At 53.0% G+C, this 17,132-nt stretch carries 15 protein-coding genes; 6 read left to right on the top strand and 9 right to left on the bottom strand.

Annotated elements, in window-relative coordinates:
* Positions 1–25: 25 nt before the first annotated feature.
* The 4 genes from guaB to B2Z72_RS16130 form a co-directional block, all read right to left on the bottom strand.
* The gene (gene guaB, locus B2Z72_RS16145; protein WP_297005291.1) at positions 26–1,510 is read right to left on the bottom strand and encodes an IMP dehydrogenase; all 1,485 of its coding nucleotides are present in this window, start codon (positions 1,508–1,510) and stop codon (positions 26–28) included.
* Between the two features lie 53 nt (positions 1,511–1,563).
* Complete coding sequence (locus tag B2Z72_RS16140; RefSeq protein WP_296982649.1) at positions 1,564–2,433, bottom strand: alpha/beta hydrolase; 870 nt, start codon at positions 2,431–2,433, stop codon at positions 1,564–1,566.
* 91 nt (positions 2,434–2,524) lie between these two features.
* Complete coding sequence (locus B2Z72_RS16135; protein WP_296982650.1) at positions 2,525–4,456, bottom strand: DUF4105 domain-containing protein; 1,932 nt, start codon at positions 4,454–4,456, stop codon at positions 2,525–2,527.
* A 269-nt stretch (positions 4,457–4,725) separates the two neighbouring features.
* The gene (locus B2Z72_RS16130) at positions 4,726–5,199 is read right to left on the bottom strand and encodes a DUF3015 family protein (RefSeq protein WP_297005288.1); all 474 of its coding nucleotides are present in this window, start codon (positions 5,197–5,199) and stop codon (positions 4,726–4,728) included.
* Positions 5,200–5,691: 492 nt separating this feature from the next.
* On the opposite strand from B2Z72_RS16130, the gene xseA reads away from it, so the two are divergent.
* The 4 genes from xseA to B2Z72_RS16110 all read left to right on the top strand — a co-directional run bounded on the left by xseA (position 5,692) and on the right by B2Z72_RS16110 (position 9,588).
* Positions 5,692–7,083 (top strand): exodeoxyribonuclease VII large subunit, encoded by a 1,392-nt coding sequence (gene xseA / locus B2Z72_RS16125; RefSeq protein ID WP_414716365.1) that lies wholly within the window; start codon positions 5,692–5,694, stop codon positions 7,081–7,083.
* A 17-nt stretch (positions 7,084–7,100) separates the two neighbouring features.
* The gene (locus B2Z72_RS16120) at positions 7,101–7,997 is read left to right on the top strand and encodes a peptidoglycan DD-metalloendopeptidase family protein (RefSeq protein WP_296982909.1); all 897 of its coding nucleotides are present in this window, start codon (positions 7,101–7,103) and stop codon (positions 7,995–7,997) included.
* Positions 7,998–7,999: 2 nt separating this feature from the next.
* Positions 8,000–8,260 carry a hypothetical protein gene (locus tag B2Z72_RS16115; RefSeq protein ID WP_296982910.1) on the top strand — a complete coding sequence of 87 codons (261 nt, stop codon included), beginning with the start codon at positions 8,000–8,002 and terminating at the stop codon, positions 8,258–8,260.
* A gap of 116 nt (positions 8,261–8,376) precedes the next feature.
* Positions 8,377–9,588 (top strand): HD-GYP domain-containing protein, encoded by a 1,212-nt coding sequence (locus tag B2Z72_RS16110; RefSeq protein ID WP_297005285.1) that lies wholly within the window; start codon positions 8,377–8,379, stop codon positions 9,586–9,588.
* A gap of 43 nt (positions 9,589–9,631) precedes the next feature.
* Here the strand turns inward: B2Z72_RS16110 and B2Z72_RS16105 are convergent, their stop codons facing one another.
* The 3 genes from B2Z72_RS16105 to B2Z72_RS16095 form a co-directional block, all read right to left on the bottom strand.
* The gene (locus B2Z72_RS16105) at positions 9,632–10,228 is read right to left on the bottom strand and encodes an acyl-CoA thioesterase (protein ID WP_296984534.1); all 597 of its coding nucleotides are present in this window, start codon (positions 10,226–10,228) and stop codon (positions 9,632–9,634) included.
* Positions 10,229–10,278: 50 nt separating this feature from the next.
* Positions 10,279–11,151, bottom strand: a complete 873-nt coding sequence (locus B2Z72_RS16100; protein ID WP_296984532.1) for an acyl-CoA thioesterase — start codon at positions 11,149–11,151, stop codon at positions 10,279–10,281.
* 70 nt (positions 11,152–11,221) lie between these two features.
* On the bottom strand, positions 11,222–11,977 hold the full coding sequence (locus B2Z72_RS16095; RefSeq protein ID WP_296984530.1) for a dienelactone hydrolase family protein: 756 nt from the start codon (positions 11,975–11,977) through the stop codon (positions 11,222–11,224).
* 249 nt (positions 11,978–12,226) lie between these two features.
* On the opposite strand from B2Z72_RS16095, the gene trmA reads away from it, so the two are divergent.
* Both trmA and dbpA read left to right on the top strand, forming a co-directional pair.
* Positions 12,227–13,444, top strand: a complete 1,218-nt coding sequence (gene trmA / locus B2Z72_RS16090; protein ID WP_296984527.1) for a tRNA (uridine(54)-C5)-methyltransferase TrmA — start codon at positions 12,227–12,229, stop codon at positions 13,442–13,444.
* Positions 13,437–14,819 (top strand): ATP-dependent RNA helicase DbpA, encoded by a 1,383-nt coding sequence (gene dbpA / locus B2Z72_RS16085; RefSeq protein WP_296984525.1) that lies wholly within the window; start codon positions 13,437–13,439, stop codon positions 14,817–14,819. Before trmA ends, dbpA begins: the two co-directional genes overlap by 8 nt.
* Before the next feature lie 91 nt (positions 14,820–14,910).
* On the opposite strand, the gene B2Z72_RS16080 is transcribed toward dbpA, so the two are convergent.
* Positions 14,911–16,836, bottom strand: a complete 1,926-nt coding sequence (locus tag B2Z72_RS16080; RefSeq protein WP_296984524.1) for a sensor histidine kinase — start codon at positions 16,834–16,836, stop codon at positions 14,911–14,913.
* Positions 16,820–17,132, bottom strand: a 313-nt coding sequence (locus tag B2Z72_RS16075) for an EAL domain-containing protein (protein WP_297005283.1), incomplete at its 5' end; no start/stop codon positions are given. The genes B2Z72_RS16080 and B2Z72_RS16075, both read right to left, overlap by 17 nt.

Raw genomic sequence — 17,132 nt, 5'->3', positions numbered from 1 at the left:
ACTCGCCTGTTATTACCTGAGGGCATCAGCCCAGACGGTAGTTAGGCGCTTCTTTGGTGATCTGCACGTCATGTACGTGCGATTCTTTCATACCTGCAGCCGTAATACGTACGAACTGAGGTTTGGTGCGCATCTCATCGATGTTTGCGCAGCCAGTGTAGCCCATGGAAGCACGCACACCGCCCATCAGCTGATGCACGATATTGGCCAGCGGGCCTTTAACGGCGATACGGCCTTCGATACCTTCCGGTACCAGTTTATCAACGCCGCCTTTCTTGTCCTGGAAGTAACGGTCAGAAGAACCCTGATCCTGACCCATTGCACCCAGAGAACCCATGCCACGGTAAGCTTTATAAGCACGCCCCTGGAACAGTTCAACTTCACCCGGGGATTCATCGGTACCGGCCAGCATAGAGCCAACCATGATCACGCTGGCGCCGGCGACCAGAGCCTTGGAAATATCACCGGAGAAACGCACACCGCCGTCAGCGATAACAGGAATACCGTACTTATCCATGGCTTCTGCCACGTTCGCAACGGCTGAAATCTGTGGTACGCCGACACCGGCAACGATACGGGTGGTACAGATAGAACCAGGGCCAATACCCACTTTCACACCGTCAGCACCGGCTTCAGCCAGAGCGATAGCGGCTTCAGCAGTAGCAATGTTGCCGCCGATAACCTGCACGTCAGGGTAACGTTCTTTCACCCAACGTACGCGGTCAATAACACCGGTACCGTTGGCATTGGAGGTATGACCGTGGGCCGTATCAACAACGATCACGTCAACACCGGCTTTAACCAGAGCGTCGACACGTTCATCTGTGCCCTGACCAGTACCAACCGCTGCACCAACGCGCAGACGACCCTGATCGTCTTTGGCAGCGTTCGGGTAGGTACGTGCTTTGTCGATATCCTGCACGGTCATCAGACCAGCCAGCTTGCCTGAGCTGTTAACCACCAGGATTTTCTCGATGCGGTGTTCCTGCAGCAGATCCTGAACGGTTTGCTTGTCGGTACCTTCAGGCACAGTCACCAGCTTCTCTTTTGGCGTCATAACTTCTGCTACGGTGCGGTTCTGATCTTTCTCAAAACGCACGTCACGGTTGGTTACGATACCCACCAGCTCGTCACCATCAACCACCGGCATACCGGAGATGTTGTGTTGCTCGGTCAGGGCCAGCAGTTCACAGATAGTGGTGGTGCTTGGAATGATGAACGGGTCTTTTACCACGCCGTTTTCGAATTTCTTAACTTTGCGGACTTCCGCCGCCTGCTCTTCGATGGAAAGGTTCTTATGGATGATCCCCAGACCGCCTTCCTGCGCCAACGCAATCGCCAGACGGGCTTCGGTCACTGTATCCATCGCCGCTGAAATCAGCGGAATGTTCAGTTCGATACCACGGGTCAGACGGGTTTTCAGGGAAACCTGATTGGGGAGAACTTCGGAATAACCGGGAACCAGCAGCACGTCATCAAATGTGAGTGCATCCTGAGCGATTCGCAACATAGAGAGCCTTCCAGAAAGAGAGGATGGAAAAGGCGCTGCATTATAGCGAAAGCTCAGGTTCCGGACAACGCCGGACAGCGCCGAGAACGAATGAATTTCAGTGCTTTTCGTCGCAGACGCTTGTCGTTAAAGGACGCAATATGAGGACCATGACTTTCCACCCAGCAGGATGGAATGTTTCCTGACCTTTCAGTCAGCATTTCGTACAACTGACGGCTCTGCTTGTGCGGCACAATCTGGTCGTCCGGACTGCTCATAATCATCACCGGCACGTGGATATCCTGCACCACATTCTGCGGGTCCCAGCGCGATGGCACCAGCACGGTAAACGGCCACACCAGCCAACCGAGAATATTGCTGCTCAGTGCCGAACGCGCTACTGCCGGAAAGCCGCGGAACGGCGCTTCGGCAAACAGTGCGTCGATCTGATATTTATCCTGAGCGGCAGCAACAAAGTTAATCGCCAGCGAGGCGCCCATGCTCTGCCCCAGCACCACCAGTTTGCGCTCAGGATAGCGCTCACGCATCCAGGCGGCGGCGGCTTCGATATCCTGCATCACCGACGGCATAATAGCTTCGCCTTCCGACGCGCCGAAGCCGCGATAGTCCATGGCCATCAGGCTGACGCCGTTCTGTGCCAGCCAGTAAACGCTGCGCGCCTGGCTGCTGATGTTCTCCGAATTGCCGTGCAGATACAGCACCATCACACCGGTGTTCGGTACTTTACCCTGCGCCGGCACCCACCAGCCGTGAATGCCAGTGCCATCGTGAGCGGTGAGCATGACATCTTCGTATCTGAGGTCGAAATCTGTTGGGGTGGAGATCCACACGGTCTGCGGATAAAAATATAACGAAGTGAGGCTGGTGCAGCCGCTGACAGCCAAAGCCATCAGCAGCATGATATTCAGGCGTAAAATGTTCATTCCGCGTTCCTGTCTTTGTGTCTTACACCTGAATGTGTACAGCCGTTTTCAAACCTGCTCATGCCCTGCTCAATCACTTATGCCCTGGCCATCAGAAGTACCAGGCGTATTCACCACTGAACTGATTGACGTTGTAATGGAAGCTGTCCTGGGTAAACGTCTGGCGTTCCGCATTAATTCGCAGCTGCTGATTATCGCTCACTACATAGCCGGCACTGGCTTTTAAGCTGGTGCGTTCGGTGTCATCACCCGTGGTCAGCGGCTGCCAGTTGGCTTCCAGCTGCGCCTGCACCTTTTCAGATTGCCACAGCCAGCCGACTCTTGGCCCCAGCGTCAGCTGATAGCCATCATCAAACTGATTGTCCGCCAGCGCCTGAATTTCACCAAGCGCGTAGAACCGTCCGGCATCGTTCAGCACGGCTTTACCAAAAGCCACCTTCAGATAGCTGTACAGTTCGGCATGCTCAAAGGCGAAACGTTCAAAACCAAAGCTAACACCCCAGGCCAGTGGACTCTGGAAAGCCGTCTGGTTGCTCAGAGAAAGAACATCAATAATCAGCGCCCGCTGCAGACTGACGTCGCCGTTGTCCCAGGCGCGCAGATCGAACTGCCCCATCTGAATCTGCGCACCGGGCACAAAGCCTTTAACCGGATCAAGAATATCGTGGTACGCCATACGCAGACGCAGCTCAGCGAATCCGCTCTGGTCGTCGTTGTCGCTGATCATACCGCCACGCATACCGGCGCGCATGGTCAGGTGACCGTGATCATCACGCCACTGCGGCACTGCCACAGGCGTGTACCCGGCATCCGCCGTACGCTTAGAACGCGCCGAGAGAATATCCAGGGTACGTTTGCGCAGCAGCGGGTTGGCCTGTTTCTTTTTAACCGACAGATAACGGGCGTAGGCATAGGCAAGATCCAGTGTGCGCACCTGTTCCTGTTCAGACATTCCGGCAAGGGCCGTCTCGATGTCAGCGTCCGCCTCTACCAGCTCGCGGGAAACCTTCAGTACCAGAGGTGATGACTGAGCACTTTTGTTTTCCAGCTCCGTTGCCGCCGATGGCCGGTATTCCGCTTTATCAACCAGGCCGTTCTGTTCCAGTGCACGAATAGTATCCACCGGCACCGCTTTATATTGAAAAGCATCGGCCAGCTCTACCCGCTCGGAGGCAGCGTCCAGCAGCGCAATAATCCGGTAGGAGCAGTTTTCATCAAAAAAGAAATAGTCGTAATAGGTATCCTGATTTTCCCAGATATGACGCACAAACTGCGCGACCTCCTGTTCATCGAGGTTAAGACGGTATTCCCAGATATCACGATATTCCATGTGCTGGTATTCATTGGTCTTTACGTAATACGGCATCACCGACACAACACCAGGGTAGCCACCGGTCAGACCTTTGTAACTGAACTTCAGTTCATTGTCGGTCGGATCTGCATTCGCGGCGAAATTCACCGCATACGACAGCAGCTTGCTGCTGTTTTCGTCTGCACGGTCAAGCCGGATCAGCGTGTGACCATACATAGAAGATGGTGAGTTAATATGCGATGCGGGAAAAATCAGCGTGATATAACGGGCATCCAGCTCCGCTGCCCACTGGGCAAATTCCGGACAGGGTTGATCAACAAAAGATAATTGCGGTAATTGTTTTTTTATCCATTGATAGCGTGCCGGGAAACGACACTGCGCAGATTGGTCCGCCGCCTGAGCGGTTTGCAGGAACGCCTGAACATCGGCAGTCAATTCGGCCTGCAGATCGTATTTACCATTGGCAGCGAGAAAGAATTCTTCACTGTCATTCTGACTCATATAACGGAAAGTGAACGGATGGCGGCGATAGTGAAGCAGATCCGCCCATTGTTTCTTTGCAGCAAGAGCACTCAGTTCATCCTGAGTAACGCCCTGCATGGTGGTTTCAAATACCTTTTGCTCCGCCGTCTGATCAGTCTGCGCGGCATAACTCTGACCAACGTTTAACGACAGAACACCCAACAGCCCCAGTATCCCTGACCAGCGCATCGAACAACTCTCCTTTTTTTAATTGGCGGCGAGAACCTTTTCTGAGGCTCGTACCATTTCTGCGATCAAAAAAAAGCGCGCCTGGAGGCGCGCTCTTCTTTTTACATTCCTGCTTCTTTTTAACAGCGTCGATTCAGCACTGTTGAACACAACACTGTCGAACACCACGCTGTTTTACACAACTTTGGTTAAGCGGCGAACTAAGGGTCAGCCGCATACCGCTTCTGTGTAATACATCCGGCCTGTTACAGCCGGATTACCGGGGAGAATTAACCCAGGTATTTTTTCAGAGAAGCGTCGGAAGCCATAGCAGACTTCATAGCTTCGTATGCAGAAGCAGAAGTTGCTTCAGCGCTGAACATGCTGTCGAAGTTAGACTGCATAGTAGCGTTGAAAGCAGCAGAATCCTGAGCGTCGATACCGATCACTTCAGCCAGAGCGGCCAGAGTTTCGCCTTCGCCACGAGCGGAGTCAGCAGCCAGTTGATCCATGTTGTCATCCATAAATTTCTGAGCGCCGGCCAGAGGACCGTTGGCACCTTCACAACCCAGAGTACCGGAGGTCATACCAAAAGTCTGGTTACCGGAAGTACCGTTGGTGGTAGCGGCCAGAACGTGTTCATGCCACTCATTTGCATCCGGGAAAATAACTGCAGTACCCAGACCACAACCAGCCAGATCGTTACCTGCAAAGCTCAGTGCAGAAGAAGAGACCAGAATTGCACCCGCAATAATTTTTTTCATTGACTATTCCTTATGTAGCTACTTGTTTTTCAATATCAGCTCATGCCGAAGCCGTTACACTATCGTGTCCTGAGGCGACTGTCTATTCCACAGAACAACCTTATTCGTTTTTCTCATTCCGTCTGTGACGATTCCCGCAAGACTGTAATCTTTGCCGGAAAAACATGAGTTAAATCAAGCGTAATCCCGCTTTTCTGGCATGAATTTTTGGATTTATCTGAGAGTTCAGCTACGCATTCTTACCTAACTGAGAGGCCAGTATCCCAGACCAGCATGAATACAAACTGAACCAGCGCTCATATTCTGATCAATCTGCTGAATTATTTTTACTGGCTGTACATTTATCCGCCACTTCTGACACCCTGGCCTGCCTGCTGAATATTTCAGGCTTAAACGATGCGGATTAAGCCAACGACACAGGCCGCCAATCATTCAACTCTGGCCAATAATCACTGACCATGGCACCCTGTTGTCTCACTTGTGTTTATATTCCTGACTACCGTGCAGAATTCCGATATTTTTACCGTCAGCCAGCTCAACCAGCGGGCCAAGCAACTGCTTGAAATCTCTTTCGCCAGCATTCGTGTGGAAGGCGAAATCTCCAGCCTGTCACGGCCCTCTTCCGGTCACTGGTATTTCACCCTGAAAGATGACCGCGCTCAGGTGCGCTGCGCTATGTTCCGCTCACGCACGGCATTGCTCAAATTTCAGCCCAAAGAAGGCGATAAAGTGGAGCTGCGTGGCAAGGTCAGCCTGTACGAGAACCGCGGTGACTATCAGCTGATTGTCGATGCCATGAAGCCTGCCGGTGAAGGTGCCCTGCTGTTAGCCTTTCAACAACTGAAAGAACGCCTGGCCGCCGCCGGCTGGTTCAACGAAGAATACAAAAAGCCGTTGCCAACCGCGCAGCGTGTGGGCGTTATCACCTCCCCGACCGGGGCGGCGATTCACGATATTCTCACCGTATTCAGACGGCGTTGCCCTGCCATTGAGATTGATCTTTACCCAACCGCGGTACAGGGCAAAGAAGCTACCGCCCAGATCGTGGCTGCCATTGAACGCGCTAACCGCGATAACCGCGTCGATGTACTGATCGTCGGTCGCGGTGGTGGCTCGCTGGAGGATCTCTGGTGCTTTAATGAAGAAGCGGTGGCCCAGGCTATTTTTGCCTCAGCCATTCCGGTAGTCAGCGCTGTGGGCCATGAAGTTGACTTCACCATTGCCGATTTCGTTGCCGACGCACGCGCACCGACACCCTCTGCGGCGGCCGAACTGCTCAGCCCGGATCAGAGTCAGCAGGTGCAGTACCTGACTCAGTTGCGCCAGCGTTTATTGCAGGGCTTTCGCCGCACACAACAACAGCGCCGGCAGATGATTAACAACCTGAGTGTGCGGGTGCGCGGTCCAGAGCGCGCCCTGCAACAGCTGGCTCAGCAAACCGATCAGCTGGAGCTGCGCCTGAAGCGGGCTTTTCAGGTGCAGAACAGAAGCCGGCAGGAACGGCTGCAGAACCTGCAGCGGAATCTGGCCAATCAGCATCCGGAGCGCCGTCTGAAAGAACAACGTCAGGTATTGCAGCTGCTGGAAAAACAGATCACCGCCAGCATGCGTCAGCAACTGCAGAAGGCCAGCCAGCAACTGGGCTCCCAGGCGCGTCTGCTGCAGGGGCTCAGTCCACTGAACGTTCTCAGTCGCGGGTACTCTATAACCACAGATGTTAATCAGAGCGTCATTCAACACGCAGATCAGCTCAGTGCCGGTGACCGCATCCGCAGTCGCCTGCAACATGGCTGGGTAGAATCCGAAGTATTGCAGACAGGCAACGAGCCCTTTGGCATGCCGGAATCAGACGCATCGCACTCAGCAGCAGACAACAAATCGTAACGGGAGTCAGTATCCGCATGATGGAAGCCATACAGGGCGTTGTAACCTTTTTCCTGTCACTGTTCAGCGCCGGCAGCATTGCCACCGCACAGATCAGCAGCAGTGATGAGCTGCCCATTGCGCATCTGGTTCCCGGTGGCGTAGCCGTCGTCAGTGCCGGCTACGGACTGCAGCCGCCCAAAGTGACGTTCGATGGCCAGCCGGTGATGGTGATCCGTCCGGACCAACAAAAGCCCTGGCAGGCCATCGTCGGTATTCCGCTGAAACAGCCCGTGGGTAACGCCAGCATTCAGATTGATAATAAAACCGTGACCTTTGCAGTGCGCGACAAAGCATATCCGGAGCAGCATCTGACGGTACAGAAAAAACACGTTAATCCGGATCAGAAGCAACTGGACCGGATTTATGGCGAGTTTGCCGAGATGGGCAGAGTCTATAAAAGCTTCACACCCGCTCAGCCCTGGCATCCGATGGCCTGGCCCGCCAAAGGGCCGCTGTCGAGCGCTTTTGGTCTGAAACGTTTCTTTAATGGTGAACAGCGTAACCCACACAGTGGTCTGGATATCGCCGCACCGCGCGGCACTCCGATTCTGGCGCCGGCGGATGGTAAAGTCGTCTTAACCGGCGACTTCTTTTTTAACGGCAACAGCGTTTTTATCGACCACGGCCAGGGGCTGATCAGCATGTTCTGCCATATGGACGCCATCGAAGTGAAGGAAGGTGAAACCATCAACGCCGGAGATCGTCTGGGCGTCGTGGGCTCCACCGGACGGGCTACCGGCCCGCACCTGCACTGGACGGTAAGCCTCAACAATGCACGCATAAACCCGATGCTGATGATGTCGCCGCTGCAGTTTTCTGCTTCACTGAGCGATAGCCACGGTAAACCCGTGAAGGTATCAGACGGAGAATAAACATGAGCAAAGTTCCGGGCGCAAACAGAGGTACATCTGGCCTGATGCCGGTTAAAGGCAGCAGCTGCGGCATCCGCCCGGACCCGGATGAAATGAGCGATGAGGTCGGCTTCGATTTTTCTGCAGCGGCAGATTTACTGGCGAAGACAGCCGACGATATCTCAGACGCCCAGCCCCTTTCCGCCGGCGATGCTGACTCCGCAGCCCATTCCGTTACCTCACAAAAGCCTGAAAGCACAACCGAAGCAACAACTGACAAATAAGACATTAATACAAAAGACTCCGCTTATAAGTGGACTTTACTGCCTGAAAACCTTCCCACCTGCGCAGCCGGGCTATACTCAAAGCAATAGTTGTTTATCAGTCATTACCGGCATTCATGATTAAAAAGATCTCTGTCGACCTGCTGCGCCCTGGCATGTACATCTCTGACCTTAACTGTGACTGGATTCCCCATCACAATTTAAGTAAAGAGGGACGCGTTCCCGACGAAGCCACCATTAAAGAAATCCGTCGCCGGGGCATTACAGACGTTTATATTGATACCGCCCGGGGCGATGGTGCGGACGCAGACGGCCTCAGCCAACAGGAAGCGGATCAGCACAACCAGAAAGCACTGAACCGCGCAGCAGAGCAACGGGCGGAGAACAACGCCAGAGTGACGGTCGCAGAAGAATTGCAGCGCGCCCAGAAGCTCCACTCTCAGGCGCAGAATATGGTCAGTAATGTGCTGCACGATGTGAAGCTGGGAAAATCCATCGACATCGAAGCCTTCGATCAGATCGCCGACGGCATGGTCGACTCAGTGCTGCGCAACCATAACGCCCTCGCCTGCCTTGGCCGCATCCGTGACAAAGATAATTACCTGTTAGAGCATTCCATTAATCTGGCCGTGCTCATGGGTGTTTTCGCCAAAAGCATGGGTATTGAACGCAGCATTATGCAGGACGCCATTGTCGGCGCCATGCTGCACGATATTGGCAAGGTAATGATTCCGGATACTATTCTGCACAAGCCCGGAAAACTGACTGACGACGAATTTAAGGTGATGAAAAGCCACGTCGTATTCAGCCGTGAACTGCTGAAGAAATCCCCGGGTATCAGTCAGATGACGATTAATGTCGCTGCGCAGCATCACGAGCGTATTGATGGTTCGGGTTACCCCGACGGATTACACGACTGCGATTTATGCCGTGAAGGTAAGATGTGTGCCATCGCCGATGTCTACGATGCGATCACCTCTGACCGGGTTTACCACAAAGCCCTGCCACCGACTTCGGCACTGAAAAAACTGCTGGAGTGGAGCGGCACCCACCTGGATAACGAGCTGGTTCACCGCTTTATCCGCACCATGGGAATTTTCCCGGTCGGCTCTCTGGTGGAATTGAAAAGCCAGCGCCTTGGCGTGGTGATTGATGGCTCTGAAAAAGATCAGCGCATGCCGGTAATTAAGGTCATTTATAACAGCAAAATGAATCAATATATGCCGGTCGAAACCATCGACCTGTCACGCCCCAGCGTTCAGGATGAAATCGTTAAGGCGGTAGATCCAGGCCGTTTCGGCATTAAAATTAAGGATTTTCTGCTGTAGCTGTTGCCCGCAGTAATGGCGTTTTTTTTCAGTCCGCCGGGGGCTAATTTTCCACTGACTGGTTTTCTGCTGATCGTTTTTCTTCAGCATTTTTCTTCGCGCCTAACAGGGCAATTTTTGCCATAACCTCTGGCGGAACATCTGCCGACATTTCTTCATTGAAAGACGCAGCAAGGGACTCATCCTGATGGTAGCGCGCGGCTGCCTGCAGCATTGATCCCAGCGAACGCAGGCGACCACCTTTCAGCACCGCTATTCGGGCAAGGCAATTGGCGTGCAATACTCCGCCCACCAGAAAGCGATGCTCCATATAAAAATATTTTTTATCCCAGTGCAGTATCCGGCTTTCGATATCAACCACAGCAAACGGTTTAATTTCACGGATAAAGGTCAGGGTCTGACTGGCCAGCACCGAACGCCAGCCATAACGGACGAACAGCGGCATACTGCCAATCCGCAGAAAGAAGTCGGTTCGGGCGATATCCAGCCAGGCAGGATAACGGGTATTGGTCAGATGCAGATTAAGGTCACAATCCCAGGGCATCACCCGCAGGCGGCAATGAAATATACCCAGTGCCGGTTGACGCTGGCGCCATGGCCGGCGGACAAATAGCAGCATATTACGCAGCAGTTGTATCATTTTTTATTATTCCTGCGGGATTTTTATTTAACGACAAATCTTCGCTGGGCTCAGCTTAAATCCGGACGCTTACGGATCAGTCCTTCCTGTGCAACTGACGCGACCAGATCCCCCTGCTGGTTGTAAATTTTGCCGCGGCACAATCCACGGCCACCCGAGGCATTGGGGCTGTCGACGACGTACAGCAGCCATTCATCCATGCGGAAAGGACGATGAAACCACAGCGAATGATCCAGACTGGCTACCTGCATATCCTTTTGCCCGACAGACACCGCGTGGGGATGCAATGCCGTTGTGATCAGATTGAAGTCCGTTGAGTAAGTCAGCATGGTGAGATGCTGATCCGGATTATCCGGCATTTTCGCGTCGGCTTTCATCCACACGTATTTGGTTGGCTCGGTAACTTTCGGTGCAAACATATTCACCGGATCAATTACCCGCATTTCAATCGGTTTATCAGCGGTATAAATATCCCGCACACGTTCCGGAAAGTAGTCACGGTATTTACGCGCCAGATCCAGCTGCGAGGCGATACCTTCAGGCCCCTGCACGTCAGGCATCGGGTCCATATGTTCAAAGCCCTGTTCCGGACGCTGAAAGGAACACATCATGGTCAGGATGGCTTTGCCTTTCTGACTGGCACTGACGCGCCGGGTACAGAAAGAACGGCCATCGCGGACGATATCAACTTCAAATTCAACGCTGTCCTGCACCGTCCCCGGGCGCAGAAAATACGCATGCAGCGAATGTGGCAGCCAGTTTTCATCAGACAAGGTCTGAATTGCTGCCGACAGGCTTTGCCCCAACACCTGACCACCAAACAGCTGACGAAAGCCCAGATCCTGACTGCGCCCACGAAAACGGTTTACACCGATCGCCTCCAGCGCCAATAAATCCAGTAGTTCTTCCAGTACGTCACTCATCTGCTGTTTTCCGCTGCCTGTTCATTGCTTAGTGTAAAAATCAAATATACCGCTACCTGAGCAGCACTTCTTACAGTGAAGTCGTTATCTGCAGGAAGTGCTCAAAACGCGCCCAGGATTTTACGTCCGCTTCTTTATGATAGCGGTCACTGCCAAATACCGTAAATGCATGAGGCGCTCCGCCATAAGTAATCATCTCATGGCGCACACCGTCTTTTTCTGCCCGTACCGCCAGATCAGCAAAGTCCGCCATGGTAATCGCGGTATCGGCCGTGCCATGCATAATCAGCAAGGGTGCCGTCACTTTACTGTAGTCCTGACCTTCCGGGGTTTGCAGACCGCCATGGAAGGTCGCAAAGCCACGGGCATTCATTCCCGCCCGGGCCGCTTCCAGCACCGCTGCACCGCCGAAGCAATAGCCCATCACCACCACATTTGCCCCATCAGCCCCGCTGGCAATGGCCTGATCCAGCCCGGCCTGCATCAGACGACGCAGTTTGTCGCGGTCTTTGTACAGAGCACCTGTGTGCTGACGGCGGTCTTCTACCTTGTCCGGGCGGATACCCTGACCAAACAGATCCACGGCAAACACGTTGTAACCCAGCTTATTCAGCATCAGCGCGCGCTGGATCTCATAGTCGGTCAATCCATCCCAGTCATGCACCAGAAGTACCGTGGGACGGCCCGGAGCCACCTGATACCAGGCGCCTTCATAAGCTTTACCATCAACCTTGTACACCACAGATTCCTGTGTCGGCAGTGCCGAAACCGCCATACTTACCGTCATACTGCAGAGCGTCAGTGCAGCCAGTAAAAGTGCTTTCATGGTTATTTCCTTCCATCCTGTGAGAGTTACTGCCTATCCTACCGAAAAGCCGGCGCTCCAACCCCCTTTGATTTTTGCGGGTAATGGCGCGTGCAGCAGCTGACTATTGGCTGCGCCGCGTGCATCCGTGCGGGCATTCCGTATAATGGCCGCCCTTCTGTGATCAGCGCATACTGAGACAGAGCCGCATACTTCTGCAAACATCAGCAACCTCATTTAAAATCAGCAAACATCAGCACAGGTGCGTTAATGCCCCAGGATTCAGCCCCAACCACGCCTCAAACGGACCAGACCGACCAGATCAGGACTGCAGCGCCAGCTCAGCCTCAGAACAGCGCGCCTGCGATCTACCGCCATGCCGTGGAGCCGGAAGCCTATGCTGACCTGCTGGCAGAGAAATCTCAGCGCCTGAGCGAGCTGTTTGCTGAATTCAGTCCGCCAGAGCTGCAGGTTCACGCCAGCCAGCCACAGCATTTCCGTCTGCGGGCTGAATTCCGCCTCTGGCATCAGGGCGACCGTTGTTTCTATGCGATGTTTGCACCGGGCGATAAAAGCACCGTGTATGAAGTCAAAGACTTCCCCATTGCCTCGACGCTGATCAATCGCCTGATGCAACAGCTGCTGGATGAAATTCAGCCCGACGACGTACTGCGCCGTCGCCTGTTTCAGGTTGAGTTTCTGACGACGTTACGTGGCGATGCTCTGATTACCCTGATTTATCACAAGCGTTTGGATGAAGACTGGCAGGCCAAAGCCGAAGCACTGCAGCGGCGTCTGGGCTTCCCTATTATTGGCCGCTCACGCAAACAAAAAATTGCACTGGAACGTGACTGGGTCAACGAAACCCTGCAGGTGGATGGCAAAGGCTATCACTACCGTCAGATTGAAGGTGGCTTCACGCAGCCCAATGGTGAAATGAACCAACAGATGCTGAGCTGGGCGCGCTCGGCAGCGGATTACGTAGCTGACACCCAGGGCAAGGCCGATCTGCTGGAACTGTATTGTGGTAACGGCAATTTCTCCGTCGCCCTGGCCGATCGCTTCAATCGCGTACTGGCCACTGAAATATCCAAAACATCGGTCAATGCCGCACAGATTAATATCCGTGATAACCAGCTGGATAATCTGATCATTGCGCGGCTATCCAGTGAAGAATTTGTTCAGGCCCTACGTGGCGAACGTCAGTTCAGTCGCCTCGATGGCGTCGATCTCAGCAGCTACGATTTCCGTACTGTACTGGTTGATCCGCCACGTGCCGGACTGGATGACGAATCCGTTAAACAGGCTCAGGGCTATGACAATATTATTTATATTTCCTGCAACCCGAATACCCTGCACGATAATTTAACTACCCTGTGCGAAACGCACCGCATCGAACGCTTTGCCCTGTTCGATCAGTTCCCGTACACCGACCATATTGAAACCGGCATGATGCTGGTCCGCAAAGAGAGCCGCAGCCATGACTGATTCCGCCTTTTCATCCATCGCCGCCATCAGTCAGGATCAGCTGAAAAACCTGCAGGATATGGGTTTCAGCAACATGACCCCGGTGCAGCAGCAGACGCTGCCTGCGGCCATGGCCGGCAACGATATTCTCGCTCAGGCGAAAACCGGCAGCGGTAAAACCGCAGCCTTCGGTATTCCTCTGCTGCAGAAGCTGAACCCGCGCTTTTTTGGTGTGCAGGGTATGGTGCTGTGCCCAACGCGGGAACTCGCGACTCAGGTCGCCACCGAACTGCGCAAGCTGGCACGTTTTCAGGCCAACATTAAAATCGTGGTGCTGTCCGGTGGTGTTTCCATTGGCCCGCAGATCGGCTCACTGGAACACGGCGCCCATGTCATCGTCGGCACCCCGGGGCGCATTAAAGACCACCTGCGCAAAAAGACGCTGGATATTTCTCAGCTGCAGACACTGGTACTGGATGAAGCCGACCGTATGCTGGATATGGGTTTCAGTGACGATATTCACCATATTGCCGGACACACACCGGAGAACCGCCAGACACTGCTGTTTTCGGCCACTTATCCGGACAACATCGGTCAGCTGAGTCGTGCGCTGCAGAATAACCCGCAGGAAATCCGCGTTGAAGCGGTTCACTCCGCCAACAGCATTCAACAGCAATGGATCATGTGTTCACGCTCTGACAAACCGGAAGCGATGCTGCGTGCCATTCATCACTTTGATATCCATCAGGGCGTGGTGTTCTGTAATACCAAGCAATCAGTGAATGAGGTTGCGCAGATTCTGAAAGAAGCCGGTTATATTGCCCGCGGTCTGCACGGTGATCTGGAACAGCGTGACCGCGATCAGGTGTATATTCAGTTCCGTCAGGGTGCATCGAATTTTCTGGTGGCAACCGACGTCGCTGCACGCGGTCTGGACGTCGATGATTTACCTGCAGTAATTAACTATGACCTGCCCCGTGACCCGGAAGTGTACGTACACCGTATTGGCCGTACCGGACGTGCTGGCAAAGACGGTCTGGCGATCAGTCTGACCACGGAAAAAGAACAGTACAAACAGGATGCCATCACAGATCAACAGCATATGAAAGCGGACATCATGGATCAGTCTGAGCTGTCGTTCGTGGCGGAAGACGTCAGCCGCCCGCAGTTTGTCAGCCTGTGCATTGCCGGTGGCCGTAAAAACAAACTGCGCCCTGGCGATATTCTGGGAGCGCTGACATCCAACGGTGGTATTCCCGGATCAGACGTCGGCAAAATTGATGTTCTGGATTTTGTTGCTTATGTCGCAGTAAAACGTCCGGTTGCCCGCGAAGCACTGGCACATCTGCAGAAAAGCAAAATCAAAGGTAAGGCAATTAAAGTCCGCCGCGTTTAATTCGCAGTCTGTAGCCAGAAGACGGGATGCTGTAACCTCGGTTACAGCATCTTTGCTTATGCGTTAGCCCAGACGCAGTTCAGTACACTTACTAGTCCTCAGGTACCCGTAAGGGTATTTCAATATCAAACGCCAGCCCCGGATATTCCATATCCTGTCGAGAAGATATCCGGATACTGCCACCCAACACCCGTGTTACCCACTGCTGCACCAGATGCAAGCCCAACCCCGATGAGCCATTGCCGCGTCCTGTCGTTACGAAAGGGTCAAACAAGGTTTCTTTAACACTGTCACTGACACCTTTGCCGTTGTCTGCGAAGTGAATACGTAAAGTCACACCATCGTGACACTGAGCTTTAATACTGATTTTCCCGCCGTTGTGGGCGAAAGCATGTTTCAGCGAATTCATGATCAGATTCTGCAATGTCTGAGACACCACTCCGGGATAACCATACATGGGAAATCCGCTGTCCGAGTGCAATGTGATGTCCAGTGTCGCTTTACCATCTTTCAGGATCTGGCGCATGGAGGCAACCAGATCTTCAACCACCTGTTCAAAAGTAAACTCCACCTTCTCTTCGCTGAAACGGTCAATCGCCAGACGTTTAAATCCGTCGATTCTGGCTTTGGCCTGACGCAGGTTACTGGTCAGTAATACCAGACCTTCTTCGGTATCACGCAGGTAAAACTCCAGCCTGGATTTGGTAAGCCCGGTTTCCGTCGCCTGCTTCAGATCACGACAGGCATCGGCTAAACCAGAGGCCATCATTACCGCACCGCCAATGGGTGTATTCAGTTCATGAGCGACACCCGCCACCATCATGCCCAGCGCAGACAATTTGCGCGTTTCCACAAGCTCATCCTGCAGCAGCTGCTGTTCTTTCAGACTGGTTTCCAGCTGCATACAGGTGCTTTCCAGTTCATTTTTTTCGCTGCGGATATGCTCCATCAACTGCAGACGGACTTTCTGATGATGAAGCTCATGAATAAGCAGATAAAAACCAACCACGCATATCAGCAGAAATAAAATAATGGATGGCCACAAAGCCTGCAGAAAAACACCCGTTAACGTTTCCGCAGACGTCGCTGCCATAAGAATCAGAAGCGCACGCTGAGCGGAATTCATCTCGTTCAGAATCAGCTGATGAGCGCTGATCAGCCTGCCTTTATACTCAAGTCCACTGACCGGCCCGGCCAGCAGTTGATCCCAAAGCTGTGGTGCTTCTTTATTCATCCGCCGATCTGAATTACCGAGATCACGCCCCCACTCCAGCTCTGGGTCGGGATGCAACAACCAATAGGACTGCGAATCCAGAATTTCTGTATCAGCGGCGCTGCCTGTATTCTGGCGTATCGCTGCAAATAATGGCCGCAGATCATAATTAATGATCAACAGACCATCGTGCAGACCGTCTTCTTCTGTGGTTCTTAGCGTCGCTCTGACAGTTGGCTGATGTGGCTTCACCACCGTACCGAATTCAACGTTAAGATCAACGTCGGACAAATAGACACTGCCCGGTGCAACCGATATGCCCTGAGTAAAATAATAGCGTTGGGATTTATCCTGCAAACCCTGTTCAGCAATCACCGAAGACTGCCCAGAGCGATAATCGTAATCCACCCGTACGATTTCCATTCCGCTGTTATCCAGCCAGCGGACCTGCATAATATTACCCAGCCCCTGACTGAAATCAGCAAACCTGTCTGCCAGCAAGGTACGTTTAACCTGCTGCGAATTATTCAGTGCCTGCTGTACGTAATTGTCATGTTTTATCAGCCGTATTGCGCGGGTGATATCCCCGAGCTCACGATTAATCCGGTCAGAGACCTGAAATATCTGTATTTCCTGTTGCAGATTTATTTGTTGCAGCTCACGGTTTTTAAGGGTGTAGCACACCCCAACTGCGGACAGAACGGCAACAATGACAATTAATACCGAAAAGAAACGGGCACGACGCCTTATTCCTGAATCAGCATCAAACAAAAGTCCGAAATCTGTATTATTCAGCTGTTTCATGCTGTTTTTGTAACCACTCCAGAACCTGATCCAATGGCATAGGACGAGCGTATAAATACCCCTGAGCCACCCGGCATCCCGCCTTTAAAAGAATGTCACGCTGCTGTTCCGTTTCTACGCCTTCCGCAACAATTTTGTAGCCAAAACGCTCGCCGATACGGCATATCATCTGAACCACATGCAGCGCACTTTCCGACCCACCAAGCCCCTGAACAAAGGATTTATCAATTTTCAGTGTTGTGGCAGACAGATTAGTAATGCGTGACAGAGATGAATATCCGGTACCGAAATCATCA

The sequence above is a fragment of the Thalassolituus sp. UBA6592 genome (genome assembly GCF_002433655.1).
GTDB lineage: Bacteria > Pseudomonadota > Gammaproteobacteria > Pseudomonadales > Oceanobacteraceae > Venatoribacter.
This window is presented reverse-complemented; position numbering and strand designations above follow the sequence as displayed.